The organism is Jiella mangrovi (assembly GCF_017815135.1).
Classification (GTDB): Bacteria; Pseudomonadota; Alphaproteobacteria; order Rhizobiales; family Rhizobiaceae; genus Jiella; species Jiella mangrovi.
The window spans coordinates 181,857-200,388 of sequence record NZ_JAGJCF010000001.1 but is presented as its reverse complement, the minus strand read 5'-3'; the positions used below and the strand labels follow the sequence as shown (position 1 = coordinate 200,388).

Sequence of the window (18,532 nt, the reverse complement as noted above, 5' to 3'; positions counted from 1 at the left end):
GAAGCCCGCCTGGGTCATGGGCGCTGACCGGGGCCGGCCTGCCAGATGTCCTTGGAATATTCGCGGATCGACCGGTCGGAGGAGAACCAGCCCATCCGCGCGGTGTTGTGGATCGCCTTGGACTGCCACTCGCTTTGGTTCAGGAAGAGTGCGTCGAGGCTCCGCTGGGCGTTCCAGTAGGCCTCGAAGTCGGCGCAGATCATCCACCAGTCGTTGTTGTAGAGGTTGGAGACGAGGGTGTGATAGCGCGCGGGATTGTCGGGCGCGAAGACGCCGCTCGAGATCGCGTCCAGGGCTTCGCGCAAGAGCGGCGTGCGGTCGATGATCGAGCGGCCGCTATGCGCCTCGCGCCGCCGCTGGGCGACCTCGTCGGCCTTGAGGCCGAAGATGAAAATGTTGTCCTCGCCGACATGTTCGAGCATCTCGACATTGGCGCCGTCCAGCGTGCCGATCGTCAGCGCGCCGTTGAGGGCGAACTTCATGTTGCCCGTGCCCGAGGCTTCCAGCCCCGCCGTCGAGATCTGTTCGGACAGATCGGCGGCCGGCATGATGATTTCGGCGAGACTGACGTTGTAGTTGGGAATGAACACGATCTTCAGGAGATCGCGCACGGCGGGGTCGGAATTGACCACCCGCGCGACGTCGTTGGCGAGGTGAATGATCTCCTTGGCCTGGACGTAGCTCGGCGCGGCCTTGCCGGCGAAGATCTTGACGCGCGGCGTCCAGTTCTTCTCCGGATGGGCGCGGATCTGGTTGTAGAGCGCGATCGCCTCGATGATGTTGAGGAACTGGCGCTTGTATTCGTGGATGCGCTTGACCTGGATGTCGAAGATCGCGTCCGGGTTGAGCGTGATGGCGAGCCGGTCCGAGATGATATCGGCGAGCCGCGCCTTGTTCTCGCGCTTGACGGCGGTGAACCTGTCGCGGAAGGCGCTGTCGTCGGCGAGCTTGTCGGCGTCGGCGAGCTTTTCGGTGTCATCGAGGAAAGCGGGGCCGATCGCCTCCTTCAAAAGCCCGGTGAGGCCGGGGTTGCACTCCATCAGCCAGCGCCGCGGGGTGACGCCATTGGTCTTGTTCTGGATGCGGTCGGGATAGAGTTCGTGAAGGTTGTTGAACACCGTCTCCTTCATGAGCTCGGTGTGCAGCGCCGAGACGCCGTTGACGGCATGGCTGCCGACGAAGGCGAGCTGGCCCATCCGCACACGCCGGCCATGCCCCTCGTCGATCAGCGAGATGGCCGCGATCTGCTGGTCGTTGAAGCCCTTGTCCTGGGCCGCTTCCCGGATGACGTCGGCATTGATCTGGTAGATGATCTGCATCTGGCGCGGCAACAGCCGCTCGAACAGGCTGATCGGCCAGTGTTCGAGCGCTTCCGGCAGGAGCGTGTGGTTGGTGTAGCCGAAGGTGGCGCGGGTGATGGTCCAGGCCTTGGACCAGACATAGCCGTGAACATCGACGAGAAGCCGCATCAGCTCGGCGACGGAAACTGCCGGATGCGTGTCGTTGAGCTGGATTGCGACCTTGTCGGCGAGATTGTCGAGGCTCTCGTTCTCGCTGAGATGGCGGCGGATGATGTCCTGAAGCGAAGCGGCGGAGAAGAAGTATTCCTGCCTCAGGCGAAGCTCCTGGCCAGCCTGATGGGAATCGGCCGGATAGAGCACCCGCGTGATCGCCTCGGCCTTGTTGGATTCGACCAGGGCGCCGATGTGATCGCCGTCGTTGAAGGCATCGAGCAGAATCGGATCGACCGCCTGAGCGCTCCACAGGCGCAGGGTATTCACCTGACTTCCTCGCCAGCCGACGATCGGCGTGTCGAAGGCGACGGCAAGCACGCGCTCGGACGGGCGCCAGACGTGGCGCTGCGGCTTGCCGGGTTCGCTCTGGGTGATGACCTTGCCGCCGAAGCCGATCTCATAGGACGAATCTCGCCGCTCGAACTCCCACGGATTGCCGTGCATGAGCCAGGTCTCAGGCAGCTCCACCTGCGCCCCGTCGGCGATCTCCTGGCGGAAGAAACCGTGGACGTAGCGGATGCCGTAGCCGACGCCCGGCACGCCCGTCGACGCCATGGACTCCATGAAGCAGGCAGCGAGGCGGCCGAGGCCGCCATTGCCGAGCGCCGCGTCGGGCTCCAGCAGTTCCACCATGTCGAGCTCGACATTGTAGCGTTTCAGCGCTTCGCGGACCGGCTCCGTCAGCTGCAGGTTGTTGATGGCATCGCGCAGGAGCCGCCCGATCAGGAACTCCATCGACAGGTAATAGACGCGCTTGTCCTTGCTCTCGCGGACCCGATCGGTCGAGGCGAACCAGTGATCGATGATCCGATCGCGCACGACGAGGGTCGTCGCCCTCAGCCAATCGTATTTGCGCGCCTGCTCGGGATGCTTTCCAATCGAGTAGGTCAGCTTCTCGACGATCTGACGGGCCAGGGTATCGGGGTCGTTCTGGCGCGGCTCGGGAACCTTCGCGCCCATCGGCTCGATCTTGGGTGTGGCGGACATCAGGCTTTCCTCATGGTCTGAATGGCGGCGACGAGCCCCTGGGTAGAGCCGTCGCGGCTTGTCGCGGCGGTCTCTCCGGTGACGATCGGAAGAAGATTGGTGGCAAGTTCCTTGCCGAGTTCGACGCCCCACTGATCGAATGCGTTGATCCCGAAGAGCTGGGCCTCGACGAAGACCCGATGTTCGTAAAGCGCGATCAGCGAGCCGAGGGTCGCCGGGTCGAGGGTCGAGTAGAGAATGGTCAGCGACGGGCGATCGCCGGAAAACACGCGGTGCGGAGCGATCTGCGCCGCATCCTCCTCGGACCGGCCGGCATCGAGAAGCTGGCGCGTGGCCTCTTCCAGCGTCCGCCCCTTCATCAGCGCCTCGCTCTGGGCGAGGCAATTTGCCAGGAGAAGGTCCTGATGGACCGACATCTCCGAGCTTTCATGGGCGGTGGCGCCGACCAGGAATTCCACAGGAATGACATCGGTGCCCTGATGGATCAGCTGGAAGAAGGCATGCTGGCCGTTGGTGCCGGGTTCGCCCCAGACGACCGGGCCCGAAATGACGACCGGCTTGCCGTCGAGACCGACGCCCTTGCCGTTCGATTCCATGTCGAGCTGCTGGAGATAGGCGGGAAAGCGCGACAGCCGCTGGTCGTAGGGAATGATCGCGCGCGTGGGATAGTGCATCAGCGCCCGGTGCCAGTAGCCGACGAGGCCGAGAAGCACCGGCAGGTTCTTTTCCAGCGGTGCGGATTTGAAATGCTGGTCGATCTCGCGTGCGCCGGCGAGAAAGGCGCGGAAATTCTCGGGCCCGATGGCCAGCATCAATGGCAGGCCGATCGCCGACCAGATCGAATAGCGCCCGCCGACCCATTCCCAGAAGCCGAAGGTCCGCTCTTGGCCGATGCCGAAATCGTTGACCTTGTCGAGGGCGGTCGAGACGGCGGCGAAATGATCGCCGACCGCCGCTTCGCCGAGCGTTGCGACGATCCACCGACGCGCCGTCGCGGCGTTGGTCATCGTTTCGATCGTCGTGAAGGTCTTCGACGCAATGATGAACAATGTCGATCGGGGCTCGAGGCCCTTCAGCGTGTCGGCCATGTGGGCGCCGTCGACATTCGAGACGAAATGGGTGCGCGGGCCGTCGTGATAGGGGGCAAGAGCCAAAGTCGCCATCACCGGCCCGAGGTCGGAGCCGCCGATGCCGATATTGACGACGTCGGTGATTAGGTCGCCGTTCGAGCCGGCGATCTCGCCGTTGCGGACCTTCGTCGAAAAATTCGCCATCGCGGTGAGGACGTCCATCACCTCGGCGCTGACGGGTTCGCCGTCGGCGCGGTAGCCGTCGGCGGGCTCGGCGCGCAGAGCGACGTGAAGAACGGAACGGTTTTCGGTGGCGTTGATGCGCTCGCCGGCGAACATCGCGTCGCGCTTCTGCTCGATCTGGCGCGCTCTGGCGAAATCGAACAGCGCCGAAAGGCTTTCTGTGTCGATCGACGTCTTGGAATAGTCGAGGAGAAGCCTGGAGGTCGAGGCCGAGAAGGTTTTAAAGCGGCTCGGATCTTCGGCGAAGAGGTTTCGAATTCCGGTCTGCCGAGCCGATGCGGCTTTTGATGTCAGCGTTTCTAGCAATGGATCTGCCATGAAATGTTGCGGTTGGGTCGTGCTCATGCGCCGTGTCCGTTCGCTTGTCTGGCGGGGCAGCCGCGGGCCGCCCGCCAGACGAATGACGAGGGACTGACGGCAGTCTTCGCGTCGATTTTATGCCTTTTACATAGGCAACCGGCAAGCCTGCCTCACGGCTGCTCGCCGGCCGTCATTCGATCCGTCCTTCCAAGTCGCGCCGCCACTCGTCGTCCTGGCATGCCGCCCGGCAACGTGCCGGGTGACTGCGCAGCGAGGATCGGCACCAAGGGCGCGGATGCCCGCTCAGGCGATCGTCACGGTCTTTGCGTTCATGAAAGCGTGGATCCCTTCTTTGGAAAGCTCACGGCCGTAACCGGACCGCTTCACGCCGCCGAAGGGCAGTCGCGGGTCTGAGGCGGTCATGCGATTGACGTTGGTGCTGCCCTGGTCGAGGTCACGGACGAAACGTTCGATCTCGCCCGCCTCGTTGGTCCAGACCGAGCCGCCAAGCCCGAAATCGGAATCGTTGGCAAGATCGATCGCAGCGTCGATCGAGGTCACCTTGAAGAAGATCGCGCAGGGACCGAACAGCTCGTCGCGATAGGCCGGAGCCTCCTCGCCGACATTTTCGAGCATCGACGGCTTGAAGTAGCAGCCCTTGCCCTCGATCGCGCCGCCGGTCGTCAAGGTTGCGCCGGTCTTCACCGACCGATCGATCTGGTCGGTGAGATCCTCGACGCCCGATCGCATCGCAAGCGGGCCGATATCCGTCGCCTCGTCCATCGGATCGCCGACGGTCATCGCCTCGAGCTTCTCGCGGTAACGGGCGGTGTAATCGTCATAGACATCGGCATGGACGATGAAACGCTTGGCGGCGATGCAGCTCTGGCCGTTGTTCTGCATGCGGGCGGTGACACCGACATCGACGGCCTTGTCGAGATCGGCCGAGGGCATGACGATGAAGGGATCGGAGCCGCCGAGTTCGAGCACCGTCGTCTTGATTTCGGAGCCTGCGGTCGAGGCGACCGCCGAGCCCGCGCCCTCGCTGCCCGTCAGCGTCGCCGCCCGGATGCGGCGATCGCGCAGGATCGGCTCGACCTTCTTCGAAGAGATCAGGAGCGTCTGGAAAACGCCTTGCGGGGCGTCCGCCTCGAGCATCACCTTTTCGATTTCGAGCGCGCACTGGCTGACATTGGAGGCATGCTTCAACAGGCCGACATTGCCGGCCATCAGCGAGGGGGCGATGAAGCGGAAGCACTGCCAGTAGGGGAAGTTCCAGGGCATCACCGCCAGCACGGGCCCGATCGGCAGATAGGCGACATAGTTCTGCGAGGCCGGTCCGGGCCGCTCGTCATTGGCGATCATCGCCTCGCCATGCTCGGCATAGTAGCGACAGCCAAGCGCGCATTTTTCGACTTCCGCAACGGCTTCCTTGAGCCGCTTGCCCATTTCGAGGGTTGCGATGCGGGCGAGTTCGTCCTTGCGCTTCTCGAGGATGTCGGCCGTGCGGTTCAACAAAGCGGCGCGGCGGCTGAAAGGCGTGCGGCGCCAGTCGCGATAGGCGAGTTCGGCGTTCTCCAGCGCCCGCTCCACATCGGCGTCGCTGTGTTCCGCATAGTCCTCGATGACGTCCCCATTCGCGGGGTTGATGCTTTTGGGCATGTTTGGGTGTCCCGTCCCGGTTTCTCGCGGCGTTTCGTGCCGCTCACCCGGCAAGCTAGTGTGCTTGGTCAAACGAAAAAGGCGGCTGCGGACACCGGCAGTCACCTTTCTTGTCGAAGCGCCGCGTCAGCCACCTCGCGATTGCGTGTTGCCCGCTGCGAGTCGCGTCGCAGCAAAGCTCAATGTTCTGGCGGTGGCCTTGATGCTGCGAATATCGCGCTCTTCGAAGGTTCCGTGTTTCAGGGAGTTGCTCCAGGCCTCGATGACCATCTGCTTTTCGGTCTCCGACAGCCGCTTGTCCGTCACAAGCTCGTTCGGACAGGTGTAAGTCCCGTGGACTGGATGATTGAAATGTGCCGCTTTCGGGACGTGCGATCCCATTCGATCCTCCCAGATCTCCTCAACGACCCGCGCCCCCCGCCGATCGCACAACTTATCGTTTATTTCTGCAAGTATTATGCCTTGAAGTTTCTCAGTATGTACTGCGCTAAATCGCCGCATTGAAGGGGCGATTGTCAATGGGAAAATGGAAATACGAAGTCTGCATTACCGACTATTTCGTTAGTCCCAAATATAATTGAGATTGATAGAATGCCGACGATGTTTTTCGCGAGACGTTTGCGATCAAGCGGTATGCGATCAGCCCGCACGCATTTCCGGCACTGCCGAACACCGGTGATGATTCCGGTGCCGGAGCGTGCGGAACTACGTGGCGGCGAGGTCAGGCTCGAAGAGTAAGCCGAGATCGGTCAGATCAAAGCTTCGCAGCCGCCTCGTCGAGCGCCTTGTTGACGGCTTCGACCTCGGGGGCGTCGGGTTCGTTGACCAGAATATGCTTCAGCGACGAGCGCCATTCGTCGATGATTGTCCGCTTTTCACCGTCAGACAGGCGGCTGTCTTTCAGGACATCTTCGGGGTTCCGATAGGTCCCGTGCTGCGGATGATCGAAATGCGCGAAATTTGCGGCTGCGTTCGCCATGTTGGCCTCCCTTGCGGCTCGTTCGTTTCTTGCCGCCGGGGCGTTGCCCGGCGGGCGATTTGCCGGTGTGGCAAAACCGTCTTAAAGGTCCAACGAGTGAGTTCAGCCATGGTTTCGTCAGCCGGGCGGCTGAATACATTGCCGGCGCAACGATTATCGTTCGATGTGGAAAGGTTCGGCGAGGATCGCTTCTTCGAGATTGTCGCCCGTTCCGCCGCGATCAACCACGAGAAACTGTGAAGTCTCGTCGAGGGCGAGGAGCGGATGATGCCAGACGCCGGGGGCGTAGTTCACGCCCTGCGTTCCGCTCGCGATGAAAACGAGGGGCTCGCCCGGCCTGCCGCCGTCTTCTGCGGCGACGACCGCCAGCCAAGGCCGGCCGGAAAGCGGATAGAACGCCTGGCTGCCGAGCGGATGGCGTTCGAACATCGTGATCGCGATCGGGAAGGCGAATGGCTGACCCCGGAAGATCGAGATCAGCGGCCTGCCCCCCTCAGCTCCGACGTCGACCGTCGCGAGGTCGTGATAGCGGGTGGTCGTGCCCCCGTTGATCAGCCGCTCTTCGGCATCCGCCATCTCGATGACGTCGCCGAAGGGCGCGAAGGCCGCTTTCGTCAGAGGGCAGGGGCGCAGGATCCGGCCGGCCATCAGGCCTTCTTTCCCCAGATCCGCAGCCGCGAGACGCCGCCATCGGGAAAGATGTCGAGCCTCACATGGGTGACGGGCTGGTCGAGCGGGGCGGCGGCGAACTTTTCGACGTGATGCGCCTTGAGTTTCGATTCTTCGACGATCAGCGGCCAATCCCGGCTGGCGGCATCGATCGCGTCCTGCGCCGTCACGTCGCCGAGATGTCCTGCGCGCAGCGTGAAGCGGTCGGGAAAGTTGCCCTTGAAGTGGTTGGTGTCGATGGCGATCCGTTCGATCTTCCCGGCCGTGCCGAGCTTGAGCACGCACCAGTCGTTTCCGGCAACGCGGCGGCGCGCCGTCTCCCAGCCATCGGCCATGACCGGGGCGCGGCCGGGGGCGAGGAGATTGGCCGGATGGCCGTAATGGGCGTCGTTCCAGGCGACGGCGGTGCCGCCATTCTCCATTGCCACGAGATCGACCGTTTCGTCCGGGCCGATGAGGCTCCAGTCCTTGGCGATCGTGCCGTAGACCCGCAAGCGCGCAACGCCGCCATCGGGATAGATGTTCAGCCGCAACCAGCGCATGGGGGCGAAGGCCTCGACGATGAAGAGATTGTGGCTGTCGCCGCGAAGCGCCGAGCGCGGTACGATCTCGGTCCAGTCCGCTTCGCCCGGCTCATCGAGCGTATCGGCCGCCTCGACCCTGGCTTCGGGCGGGAAATTGCCGGTGAAGAACGAGGTATCGATGTCGATCGCGGCGATGGTGCCGCGCTGGCCGAGGCGAATGACGGCGTGGTCGTGACCGGGTGTGCGCTTGCGCCGCGATTCCCAGCCATCCATCCACTTGCCATGATCGTCGAAGCGATCGGGATAGAAGACCGGCGGCGCCGGATCGATCATGCGGGACTTGTCGGCGAAGAAGTCGTCGCTCGCAAAGGTCACGGCGGTGCCGAGACGCGGCTGAGCGAGATCGACATATCTGCGCGTCAGGTCCGCCGCTTCGGCAAGGGGTTCGGCTGTGATGAAACGCTCTGAACTCACTGGGCTTTCTCGTCGAAAATCTGGGAAATTCTCAGCCGCGCGATCGTCTCGACCTCGTGGCAGGCGGTGGCGAACTCCTCGCCGGCATCATTGGCGATCCTCGCCTCGAAGGCAGACAGGATCTCGGTCTTGTCTCGGCCCTTCACGGCGATGATGAAGGGAAAGCCGAAGCGTTCGACATAACGATCGTTGAGCTCGGTGAAGCGGGCAAGCTCGTCCTCGCTCAACTGGTCGAGCCCGGCCCCCTTCTGCTCGGCCTTCGATTGATCGGTGAGGTCGCCGGCAAGCGCCAGCCGGCCAGCCAGATCGGGATGCGCCTTGAGGACGCCGAGCCGCTCGTCTTGGCTCGCGAGCCGGAAAACCCGGCTCATGGCCGCCGCAAGGGTTGGCGGCGTGTCGTTGGCATTGCCCAGGCCGGCGGCGAAGGTGCGCTCTGCGATGAAGGGCGAATGTTCGAAGACACCGCCGAAGATCCCGACGAAATCTTCCCTCACCATGCGGCTTGGCCTGAAGCGCGGCGCGGGAGGAAAATGCGCGCGCCAGTGGTCGGCGATTTCTATCCGCTTGGCGACCCACACGTCGGGCTTCGACTGCACGTAATCGAGAAAGCGGGCGAGGGCCGCGGCCCGGGCGGGGCGGCCGACGAGCCGGCAGTGCAGGCCGATATTCAGCATCTTCGCCTGGCCCGCCTCGCCCTCTTCATAGAGCACGTCGAATGCATCCTTCAGATAGGTGAAGAACTGATCGCCCGAGTTGAAGCCCTGCGGAGTCGCAAAGCGCATGTCGTTGGTGTCGAGGGTGTAGGGGATGATCAGATGCGGGCCGTTGGGCCCCTCCACCCAGTAGGGCAGGTCGTCGGCATAGCTGTCGGAGGAATAGGCGAAGCCGCCTTCCTCCATCACCAGCTTGAGCGTGTTGGCCGAGGGCTTGCCCTGATAGATGCCGAGGGGGCGCGAGCCGGTGACGGCCGTGTGGATGCGGACGGCGTCTTCGATGTGACGGCGTTCCTCGTCTTCTGGAAAATCCTTGTATTCCAGCCATCTCAGCCCATGGCTGGCGATCTCCCAGTCCGCGTCCCGCATCGCCGCGACGGCTTCCGGATTGCGCTCCAGCGCGACGGCGACGCCATAGACGGTGACCGGCATGTCGCGGCTCGTGAACATCCGCCACAGCCGCCAGAAGCCGGCCCGCGAGCCATATTCGTAGAGCGACTCCATGTTCAGGTTGCGCTGCCCCGGCCAGGGCTGCGCCCCGACGATCTCGGACAGAAGCGATTCCGAAGCCGGATCGCCGTCGAGGATCGAGCTCTCGCCACCCTCCTCGTAATTGACGACGAACTGGACGCAGATCTTGGCAGGCCCCGTGCCGTTGGGGTTCGGCCATTTCGGGTCGGGCGGCGTCCGGCCGTAGCCGAGAAGATCACGGGGATAGCGTTCTGTCATGAAGGGGTCGCCCTGGCGAAGGTCATCTCCTTCAAGGGGTAGCTGCAGACGGGCGGCGGATCAATCGGGCGAGGGGGTGGCATCTGACTGAAACGGGCCTTTCGCTCGATGATGAGCCTTCCGCGATCTTCCCCACAAGCGGGGGAGATCGAGGCGTCGGTGGCGACCGTGGCCGATGAGGGTCGTCGATGGGGCGCCTGCACCGCCACCTCGTCATCCCGGGCTCGACCCGGGACCCACTCCAAACCGCCGACACTGCGAATGAGGATTGACCTTCTCCATGTCGATGCCTCTGCACCGAACCGGCAGCCTTGGCGGCAGATGAGCGGATTCCGGGTCCGGGCCCGGGATGACGAAGCGGTTGGGCTGGGCGCGCATCCGCAGCCGGAACGGCAGCGCGGTGGCCTCCCTCACTCCGCCGGCTCGACCTCGAGCACCGCCCCGTCCGCGCCCGTCACCCTGACCCGCGCGCCCGCCGGCAGCTCCGGCCCCGAGACGCTCCACCAGGAATCCTCGATCGCCACCCGGCCGCGGCCGGCGACGATCGCCTCTGACAGCCGCGCTTCGCGGCCGATCAGCCGGCTCGTCCGGCGATTGAGCGGCGAGGCGTCGTCGGTGTCGGACGCCGTGCCGTACCAGCGGCGGCCGAGATAGATGCAGACCGTTGAGACGACGATGAAGGCGATCACCTGCTGCGGCCAGTCGAACCAGCCGGAGCCGCCGACGAAGAAGGCGTTGGTGCCGACGACAAGGGCGGCGACGCCGAAAAATACGAGATAGACGCCGGGCGCGACGACTTCGAGCATCAGAAGCACGAGGCCGGCGATCCACCAGCCATAGGTAAGGAAGGTTTCGATCAAGGCGTCCATGGGCGTCACTCGGCCGCCGGCGGGCCGCCCGAGCCGCTCGGCGGCACGGTGAATCCCGGGCGCTGTGGCCGGGCGCGCGGCTGCGTCGGCTGGACGGTCGGGCCGACATCGTCGCCGAAGGCGCCGCGCGCGAGCTCTGCAATGCCGGCGACGGAGCCGATCAGCGACGAGGCCTCGAGCGGCATCAGGACGACCCGCTGGTTCGGCGCGGAGGCGAGCTTCGACAGGGCCTCGGTGTATTTCTGAGCGACGAAGTAGTTGAGTGCCTGGACATCGCCGGCGCTGATCGCCTCCGAGACGAGCCTTGTTGCCGTCGCCTCGGCTTCTGCCAAACGCTCGCGGGCCTGGGCCTCGAGATATGCGGCCTCGCGCTTGCCTTCCGCCTGCAGAATCTGGCTCTGCTTTTCGCCCTCCGCCCGCAGGATCGCCGCATTGCGTGAGCCCTCGGCTTCGAGGATGTCGGCGCGCTTCTCGCGCTCGGCCATCATCTGGCGCGCCATGGCGTCGACGAGGTTCTTCGGCGGGTTGATGTCCTTGATCTCGATGCGGGTAATCTTGATGCCCCAGGAATGGGACGCCTGATCGACGACGCGCAGGATCTTTTCGGAGATGGTGTCACGGTTGGACAGGAGATCGTCGAGATCCATCGACCCCATGACCGAGCGAAGGTTCGTCATGACGAGGTTGAGGATGGCGTTGTCGAGCCCGGACACCTCGTAGGCCGCCGCCTTGGCGTCGAGGATCTGGTAGAATGCCACACCGTCCGCCGCGACCGACGCGTTGTCTCGCGTGATCACCTCCTGCGTCGGCACGTCGAGTACCTGCTCCATCATGTTCATCTTGCGCCCGACCCGCTCGACGAAGGGGATCAGGATGCTCAGGCCGGGATTGAGGGTGCGGGTGTAGCGGCCGAAACTCTCGACCGTGTAGTTGTAGCCCTGTGGCACGATCTTGATCGTCGAGAACAGGACGACGATCCCGACGACGAGGACGACGAGCACGAGGATGCTGCCGGAGGTGAGCATGGCGATCTCCTGGGAGCGCCGGCGAGAGTGCCGGCTGGTCGATGCGACGAGGCCCCCGGTGACTATCGCGCGTTGCGATCGCAAGGCAAGGTTGCTCGCTCGAAAGCGAGCGTCGCCACACCCGCTTCGATCTTCCCCTTGCGGGCGGAGAGATCAGGCCAATCGCGAGTTTGCGTCCCGACTTCGACCGATCGCCCGCCTGGCCCTCAAAGCACGGTGCGCAGCACCATGAAGGCGAGGCCGCTGAGGACTGCCGCGATCGGCAGGGTGACGACCCAGGCAAAGGCGATGGGCTTCATCAGGTCCCAGTTGGTCTGGCGGTTGACGAGGCCGATGCCGAGCACCGAGCCGATCAGGATGTGCGTCGAGGACACCGGCAGGCCGAGGATCGAGGCGAGCATCACCACGGCCGAGGCCGACAGCTCGGCCGAAAAGCCAGAGGCCGGGTGGATGGTCGTCAGATTATGCCCGACGGTCTGGATGACGTTCTTGCCGATGAACCAGAGCCCGGCGATCAGCGCGACGCCGAAGGTGATCATGGCGATCGTCGGCACCGGCGCGCTCTGGCCGACCTCACCGGTGCGCAAGACGTCGAGGATCGCGGCGAAGGGGCCGATGGCGTTGGCGATGTCGTTGGAACCGTGGCTGAAGGCAAAGCCCGCGGCTGTGAATACCTGCATCCAGGAAAACAGGATGAAGGTCGAGCGGCCGAGCGGCCGGTCGTTGAGCGATCGGGCAAGGACATAGACGCCGAGCCAGACGACAGCGCCCACCATGACCATGATCAGGCCGTCCTGCAGAAGGCTGAGATCGAGTTTCAGATTGCCGAGACCCTTGGAGAGCAGCATGCCGGCGATCACCATGGCGCCGACGGCGGCGATCGGCGGTACCAGCGTCTCGATGGCGCGGTGCGGATTGAGCTCCCGGCGCTGCCGCTCGAGCTGCTGGATGCGGCGGAAGTAGTCGGATTCCAGATCCTCCGGATCGAAGTCGCGGTCGGCGAGGATATGGGCGTCGCGGGCCATGGTGTGGGTGTAGGAGATCTGCTGGATTTCCGACAGTCGCTCGAAGGCCTCCTTGTGCTGCCTCGCATGCTCGCGCTTTTCCTGCCGGATCTGATCGAGCTTCTCCTCGGCCGCCTGGTTGTAGGCGAGGACATGCTTCTTGATCTCCCGGAAGAGGAGATAGGCGATGATGCCGCCGAGCGCCGGCGAGAGAACCCAGGAAATCACGATCTGCCCGACCTTGCCCCACTGAACGAGGGAGAAGGCGGTATCAGACCCGCTCGACAGGATGCCGAGTGTGATCGAGGATCCGACGATGGCACCGACGATCGAATGGGTGGTGGAGACCGGCCATCCGCGGTTCGAGGCGAAGAGCAGCCAGAGCGCCGCGGCGATCAGCGCCGACATCATGATATAGATGAAATCGGCCGGCTCGACCGCCATGCGTGACAGATCGACGATGCCGTCGCGGATGGTGTCGGTCACGCTGCCGCCGGCGATGATCGCGCCCGAAACCTCGAAGATCGCGGCAATCGCCAGCGCCTGCTGGATCGTCAGAGTGCCGGCGCCGACGCTGGTGCCGAAGGAGTTGGCGACGTCGTTGCCGCCGATGTTGAAGGCCATGAAGACGCCGAAGATCGTCGCGAGGACGAGGACGATCGGGAAGTTGCCTTCGGTGTAGCCCGCGGCCCACCAGAGGAAATAGGCCGTCACGGCGACCATCAAAATAATGAAGACGATCCCGAGGCGGGATAGATCCCATCCGCCACCGGCCTCGCCACCTCGACCGGCATCCGCATCTATCGCCATGACTTGTCCTGTCAGCTGAACCGTTGGTGTCACGCGTCCGAAGGTGGAGCGCAGGACGCGTCTCTTCGGAGCAGGGAGAAGAGGTATTATGGTTGCATTACAACGCGATGACGGGGGCGGAGGGCGCGGTGGTCGAGGCTTTGCCGGCCGGGCCGACGCTTTGGGGCGTCAGCCCGCGAGCAGCGGGAAGGTGACGCCGATCGCCCAGGCGAAGGCCAGCGCATTGGCGAGCGCCCCGACGAAGGGATGGCCGCTCGCCCGGTAGGTCCAGGCGCTGAAGCCGCCGAAGACCAGAAAGAACAGCGCGATGACCGGGACGATGATGATCAGGAAGAACAGCCGTTCCAGATCGAGCGCGACGGCAAGCGCCAGCGACACCAGGAAGGCGAGCTTCGAGGCTGGATAGCCAAGCCGCGCCGCGCCGTCTCCGCGTGTCGTCCATTCGTCGGCGAGGAAATAGGCGAGGGTCCCGACGGCCATGGCGAGGATCAGCGCCGCGCGGGCAGGCGTCGGCACGAAGGAGGTGACGAAGCTGTCGATCGGCCAGACGAGGGCGACAAGATAGAAGGCGACGACGGCAAGCGCCGCGATCAGCAGCATCGGGGAAAGTGTCGGTCGAGCCGGGAAAGGGCCATCGCCGCGCCTCAGCCAGAGAAGGCACAGTCCGGTGAGAGCACCGTAGACGAAGAAATGGACGGCGAGATAGTCGCCGACGAGGACGGGCAGGAAATGCGTCGGCAAAACCCGCAGCAGCAGCGGGGCGACGACCATCGGCAGGAGCACCGGCAACCACAGGCGCCGCCATTTGAGGCCCGCGCCCGCCGGGGGAGCCGCAAGCCGGGGAAGCAGCGGTGCCAGCTGGCGCGCGAGAAGAACGCAGCCGGCGATCAGCAGCATGATCCAGGGGCCGCGCGCGGCGATGTCGGCCGGGGCGGTGCGGCCGATCCGGAACGTCTGATCGAGCCATGAGAGGGCTTCGCCGAGGCTTGCCTGGCTGAACAGGACGCTCGCATGTTCGACATTCGGGCTGAAGGCGGCGCGACGGGCGGTACCGGCGGCGAAGTCTCCATAGGTAACGCCGGGCTGGGCCTCCTGCGGCGCCGAGGCGAGGCCGACCACCCGCAGCGCCTCGCGCTTCAGCATGCCCTCCCAGTCGCCGACGATGACGAGGAGGTTTTGCGGTTCGGTGGCGGTCACGACGGGGGAGAACATCGAGACGGCGATGGTGGCGGCGACGTCGGGTTCAGCTTCGGCGAAGCGGACCACGACGTCCGACGCCATGGAATGGCCGAGGACCGCGAGCCGGCCGTCGCCGAGGGTTCTGGCGAAGGCCGCGACTTCAGCCGTCTCGTCGACCAGCGCTCTGGTGGCGCCGTCTTCCTCGGTGATGCTACCGCCAAGCGGCCTGGGATTGCGGCCATGGCCGAGGAAGTCGAAGGTGACCGCGACATAACCGTTGCGGGCGAAGGTCAGCGCAAAGCTCTGCATCAGCTGCTGCGAGCCGGCAAAGCCGTGGGCGATGACGACCACCGGACCGAGCGGTTTGCGCTCAGGCCGGAAGATCGTCGCCGGTGTATCGCCGATGGTCGTCGTTTCGACGGAGACGCCGGTCTCGGCAGAATGCAGCTTCAAGAGCGACAGGCCGATGGCCGCAAAAGCGAGGAAGGCCAGTGCGAGCGGGAGGAATAAGCGCGCCTTGAGACGGTTCATCGAGGCGTGTCGTTCTCTGGCGTTTCCATCTCTGCCGCTGCCGCCCCTAGCGTCGAGGGCTCCAGCCGTCGCGGCTCGTCCGGTATCTCATCCCTTGGCGAGTGTTCGCCGGGAAGCGGCGCCAGCTCGTAGGGCGCGACGAGGCGCCAGACGTGATCGGGTATCATCGTGCGCATGCGCTTCGGCACCTGGCGGCGCAGATGCAGCACGGTCTCGACGGCCTTCATCTCGACGCGGGCGCGGGCGAACTCCAGGCCACGCGGGCCGATCCTCGGCATCAGCCAGCCGACGATCGGGCGCAGCCAGTCCGGCATTCGGCGCAGCGGCAGGCCGCCGGCGGCAAGGCGGGTGTTTTGAAGAAAGCCCTTCACCGGGCCCTGACGCTTGCCCTTACTGCGCAGCTCCTTTGTCGCGAGTTCGTCGCCAAGGAGCGAAACAAGCTCCTCGCCGCGCTCGTTGCGAACGATCAGCCACTGGTCGCCTTCGCCGGCCATGTAGCCGACGGTGACGTCGGCAAGGACGTTGGTGTAATCGACGCAGGTCCGGCAGGTGAGGGGGAAGAAATCCGGCGGCAGCTGCGAGATCGGCAGCTTCAGGAAGGGGATTTCCTTCGTCCGCCCGTCGGCAAAGCGCAGCTCGACGTGATAGTCGGCGCGAAATTCCAGATAGGTGATCGTGCCCGGATCATCGGCGAGGAGCGCCAGGAACTCGTGGAAGCGCTCGGTGGTGGTATTGTCGGAACAGGGCGTGCCGATGACGAAGAGCGCGTCGAGGCCGAGTTCGGCCTCCAGTGCCCGCAGCGCATAGACCTGACAGGGGATGCCGATGACCGCCAGCCGCTTGTAGCCCTTGTCGCGGGCCGGCTCGATCAGCGCGAGAAGCGGCGCGTAGCCCATGCGCATGCCCCGGCACGCCGCCAGGCCTTCGGCTTTGGTGACGATCACCGGCACCGGCCGCCAGCGATCCTCGGGGTCCGGCGCCATGGTCAGGACGGCGTCGACGGCGCCGGTCTCGAGCAGACGCTCGGCGATGCGGGTGGTGATGCCGGTCCATTGGGCGTCCTCGCGGGACGGGGAAAGCTGCGCCCGGACCATCCGCCGGAACGGTCCGAAATGGAGCTCGTCCGGGCGGTCGGGATCGCGGGCGCGGCCATGGATGCGGGCTTCGAGCGCGGGGTAGTCGGGTTTGATGAACTGGCAGGCCCTGCCGCAGCGGCCGGGCTCTGCCGTGCGGGAGATGCCGCAATCGGTGCAGAGGGAGCGCGGTACGGCTTCTTCGAGCGGCACGGTGAAGGGCTTGCCGGCGCCCTGATCCGTTTCGATCCCGCCGTTGCCGCCCATGCCATCGATCGCCCGTTGCCTTGCCGGATGGCCCGGCTGGCCGGATGACGGCGCGCGGGGTCGAAAACCGGCGATGCCGCAAGGCTTTCATACTTCGCGGGCAGTTCCAAGTCGCACTGTCAAATAAATTGGACAGATGCCGGAGAGACGTCGGAAGGCCTCGCAGCCCAGAAGCAAAGAGCGCCGCTCAGTCGAGCCAGCCGCGCAGTTCCCTGCGCACCATCGCCTCGATCACGTCCATGCCGGGCTCGGAATCGTTGAGGCAGGGGATGTGGGCGAAGTTCTCGCCGCCGGCCTCGTGGAAGATCTCGCCGGCTTCCCCGGCGATCTCCTCCAGCGTTTCCAGGCAATCAGAGACGAAGCCGGGATTGAGGACGGCGATCGACTTAACGCCCTCTTTCGCGAGCTTCTCGACCGTCTTGTCGGTATAGGGCTGCAGCCATTCCTCCGGCCCGAAGCGGGACTGGAAGGTGGTCATCAGCCGGCCCTTCGGCCAGCCGAGCCTCTCGTCGAGGAGGCGCGAGGTCTTCTGGCAATGGCAGTGATACGGGTCGCCCTTGCGGAAATAGCTCTGCGGGATGCCGTGATAGGAGCAGATCACGTGCTCGGGCTCGAAATCGAGCGTGGCGAGATGGGTCTCGATCGAGCGGGCGAGGGCGTCGATATAGACCGGCTCGTCATGATAGGCGGGCACGGTGCGCACCGCCGGCATCCAGCGCTGTGCCATCATGTGCTCGAAGAACTTGTCGTTCACCGTCGCCGTCGTCGACGCGGAATATTGCGGATAGAGGGGATAGACGAGGATGCGGTCGCAGCCCTGATCCATCAGATAATCGGCGCGCTCGGCGATCGACGGTTTGCCGTAGCGCATCGCCCAGTCGACGACGACCTCGCCATGGCCGGCCATGCGGATGGCGAGCTTTTCACCCTGTGCCCGCGTGAAGGTGCGAAGCGGCGACTCGTTCTTCTCGGTGTTCCAGATTTCGGCATAGGCCGCGCCCGATTTCTTCGGCCGCGTATTGAGAACGATCCCGTAGAGGATCGGATACCAGGCGATGCGCGGCCACTCGATGACCCGCTTGTCGGACAGGAATTCCTTCAGATAGCGCCGCATCGGCTTGAAGTCGGTGCCGTCGGGCGTGCCGAGATTGACGAGCAGCACGCCGATCTTCGTCGTCTTGACCGGCGGGTGGCCGGCTGGCAGGGGGCCGGTCGCGCGTTCGGCGACCGTCTTGGTGAGGGCGTTCATCCTGTCATCCCGAACGAATTGCATTGGACTTGCAGCGCCGGACCGCTCGACGACGCGTCGAAGGCCGGAAACGGACCTACTGAAAACCTGCCCGCGGCACCAGCCACACGCCATTTCGATATAAGGATTTTGAGCCGGATTTGAATGCGCCAGACGAAAAGACCGTCCGGCTGGAGGCCGAACGGTCTGTCATCGCGCCACCATCAAGCCTGCATCGCTGTGTTGAGCGGAACCGGCGGTCCTTCAGGCGCGGGCGAATTCGAACCTTGTGCCGTTGGATGCGGCGCAGGCGAGGCGGTTTTGCTGGACGAGATTGCAATTCGCCGACTGCTGCACGTTTTTCGTCCGCGAGGTGTAGAGAATGTTGATCTGGCCGGGGCCGAGATTGGAATAGGTGCCCGTCGCAAGAACGCCGCCGGTTCCCTGCTCCACCGAAGCGAAGCGACCATTGTTGAAGGTCGCCGTGTAGGCGATGGGGCCGCCAAGGGCGTTCCAGCGGCCCTCGACGCCCTGCGGCTGCGGCGCGACGACTGCGCGCTCGCTGCTCTGACAGGCGCCGAGCGCCAGCGCGACCATGGTGACCAGAATAGCCGTCTTGGGTGTCCGCATCGACAAAACCTCGTTTGCAACGATGAGCGGGTCGCGTCGAAACGCCCGCCTT

Annotated in this window: 15 protein-coding genes; all 15 read right to left on the bottom strand. The window is 64.7% G+C overall.

The window, feature by feature from the left end; all coding sequences use genetic code 11:
- Positions 1-14: 14 nt before the first annotated feature.
- The 15 genes from J6595_RS00870 to J6595_RS00800 all read right to left on the bottom strand — a co-directional run bounded on the left by J6595_RS00870 (position 15) and on the right by J6595_RS00800 (position 18,480).
- Positions 15-2,501 carry a glycogen/starch/alpha-glucan phosphorylase gene (locus tag J6595_RS00870; RefSeq protein WP_209592540.1) on the bottom strand — a complete coding sequence of 829 codons (2,487 nt, stop codon included), beginning with the start codon at positions 2,499-2,501 and terminating at the stop codon, positions 15-17.
- Positions 2,501-4,132 carry a glucose-6-phosphate isomerase gene (pgi, locus tag J6595_RS00865; RefSeq protein ID WP_209592937.1) on the bottom strand — a complete coding sequence of 544 codons (1,632 nt, stop codon included), beginning with the start codon at positions 4,130-4,132 and terminating at the stop codon, positions 2,501-2,503. The genes J6595_RS00870 and pgi overlap by 1 nt, the downstream gene beginning before the upstream one ends.
- Before the next feature lie 285 nt (positions 4,133-4,417).
- Entirely contained in the window at positions 4,418-5,776 is a 1,359-nt protein-coding gene (locus J6595_RS00860; RefSeq protein ID WP_209592539.1) for an NAD-dependent succinate-semialdehyde dehydrogenase, read from the bottom strand.
- A gap of 126 nt (positions 5,777-5,902) precedes the next feature.
- Positions 5,903-6,157, bottom strand: coding sequence for a hypothetical protein (locus J6595_RS00855; protein ID WP_209592538.1), 255 nt, complete (start codon positions 6,155-6,157; stop codon positions 5,903-5,905).
- A gap of 373 nt (positions 6,158-6,530) precedes the next feature.
- A complete protein-coding gene (locus J6595_RS00850; protein WP_209592537.1) occupies positions 6,531-6,755 on the bottom strand; it encodes a hypothetical protein in 225 nt (74 codons plus the stop codon).
- Between the two features lie 153 nt (positions 6,756-6,908).
- Positions 6,909-7,403: an ureidoglycolate lyase gene (locus J6595_RS00845; RefSeq protein ID WP_209592536.1), complete on the bottom strand. Its 495-nt coding sequence runs from the start codon at positions 7,401-7,403 to the stop codon at positions 6,909-6,911.
- Complete coding sequence (gene alc, locus J6595_RS00840) at positions 7,403-8,422, bottom strand: allantoicase (RefSeq protein WP_209592535.1); 1,020 nt, start codon at positions 8,420-8,422, stop codon at positions 7,403-7,405. Before alc ends, J6595_RS00845 begins: the two co-directional genes overlap by 1 nt.
- Positions 8,419-9,864, bottom strand: coding sequence for an allantoinase PuuE (puuE, locus tag J6595_RS00835; RefSeq protein ID WP_209592534.1), 1,446 nt, complete (start codon positions 9,862-9,864; stop codon positions 8,419-8,421). The genes alc and puuE overlap by 4 nt, the downstream gene beginning before the upstream one ends.
- 410 nt (positions 9,865-10,274) lie before the next feature.
- Positions 10,275-10,733 carry an NfeD family protein gene (locus J6595_RS00830; RefSeq protein ID WP_245197515.1) on the bottom strand — a complete coding sequence of 153 codons (459 nt, stop codon included), beginning with the start codon at positions 10,731-10,733 and terminating at the stop codon, positions 10,275-10,277.
- A 5-nt stretch (positions 10,734-10,738) separates the two neighbouring features.
- Positions 10,739-11,758 (bottom strand): SPFH domain-containing protein, encoded by a 1,020-nt coding sequence (locus tag J6595_RS00825; protein ID WP_209592533.1) that lies wholly within the window; start codon positions 11,756-11,758, stop codon positions 10,739-10,741.
- Between the two features lie 206 nt (positions 11,759-11,964).
- Positions 11,965-13,572, bottom strand: coding sequence for an inorganic phosphate transporter (locus J6595_RS00820; protein WP_209592532.1), 1,608 nt, complete (start codon positions 13,570-13,572; stop codon positions 11,965-11,967).
- 168 nt (positions 13,573-13,740) lie between these two features.
- A complete protein-coding gene (locus tag J6595_RS00815; protein ID WP_209592531.1) occupies positions 13,741-15,282 on the bottom strand; it encodes an alpha/beta hydrolase in 1,542 nt (513 codons plus the stop codon).
- A complete protein-coding gene (locus tag J6595_RS00810; protein WP_209592530.1) occupies positions 15,279-16,622 on the bottom strand; it encodes a Coenzyme F420 hydrogenase/dehydrogenase, beta subunit C-terminal domain in 1,344 nt (447 codons plus the stop codon). Before J6595_RS00810 ends, J6595_RS00815 begins: the two co-directional genes overlap by 4 nt.
- Before the next feature lie 187 nt (positions 16,623-16,809).
- A complete protein-coding gene (hemH, locus tag J6595_RS00805) occupies positions 16,810-17,871 on the bottom strand; it encodes a ferrochelatase (protein ID WP_209592529.1) in 1,062 nt (353 codons plus the stop codon).
- Positions 17,872-18,114: 243 nt separating this feature from the next.
- Positions 18,115-18,480, bottom strand: a complete 366-nt coding sequence (locus J6595_RS00800; RefSeq protein ID WP_209592528.1) for an Omp10 family outer membrane lipoprotein — start codon at positions 18,478-18,480, stop codon at positions 18,115-18,117.
- Between the last annotated feature and the right edge of the window lie 52 nt (positions 18,481-18,532).

Excerpts from the sequence above, each read along its gene's own strand:
- J6595_RS00815 (WP_209592531.1), bottom strand. The coding sequence starts at position 15,282 with ATGAACCGTCTCAAGGCGCGCTTATTCCTCCCGCTCGCACTGGCCTTC.
- puuE (WP_209592534.1), bottom strand. The coding sequence starts at position 9,864 with ATGACAGAACGCTATCCCCGTGATCTTCTCGGCTACGGCCGGACGCCG.
- J6595_RS00860 (WP_209592539.1), bottom strand. The coding sequence starts at position 5,776 with ATGCCCAAAAGCATCAACCCCGCGAATGGGGACGTCATCGAGGACTAT.
- J6595_RS00820 (WP_209592532.1), bottom strand. The coding sequence starts at position 13,572 with ATGGCGATAGATGCGGATGCCGGTCGAGGTGGCGAGGCCGGTGGCGGA.
- hemH (WP_209592529.1), bottom strand. The coding sequence starts at position 17,871 with ATGAACGCCCTCACCAAGACGGTCGCCGAACGCGCGACCGGCCCCCTG.
- J6595_RS00810 (WP_209592530.1), bottom strand. The coding sequence starts at position 16,622 with ATGGGCGGCAACGGCGGGATCGAAACGGATCAGGGCGCCGGCAAGCCC.
- J6595_RS00830 (WP_245197515.1), bottom strand. The coding sequence starts at position 10,733 with ATGGACGCCTTGATCGAAACCTTCCTTACCTATGGCTGGTGGATCGCC.
- J6595_RS00825 (WP_209592533.1), bottom strand. The coding sequence starts at position 11,758 with ATGCTCACCTCCGGCAGCATCCTCGTGCTCGTCGTCCTCGTCGTCGGG.
- J6595_RS00845 (WP_209592536.1), bottom strand. The coding sequence starts at position 7,403 with ATGGCCGGCCGGATCCTGCGCCCCTGCCCTCTGACGAAAGCGGCCTTC.
- J6595_RS00800 (WP_209592528.1), bottom strand. The coding sequence starts at position 18,480 with ATGCGGACACCCAAGACGGCTATTCTGGTCACCATGGTCGCGCTGGCG.
- pgi (WP_209592937.1), bottom strand. The coding sequence starts at position 4,132 with ATGGCAGATCCATTGCTAGAAACGCTGACATCAAAAGCCGCATCGGCT.
- J6595_RS00870 (WP_209592540.1), bottom strand. The coding sequence starts at position 2,501 with ATGTCCGCCACACCCAAGATCGAGCCGATGGGCGCGAAGGTTCCCGAG.
- J6595_RS00850 (WP_209592537.1), bottom strand. The coding sequence starts at position 6,755 with ATGGCGAACGCAGCCGCAAATTTCGCGCATTTCGATCATCCGCAGCAC.
- J6595_RS00855 (WP_209592538.1), bottom strand. The coding sequence starts at position 6,157 with ATGGGATCGCACGTCCCGAAAGCGGCACATTTCAATCATCCAGTCCAC.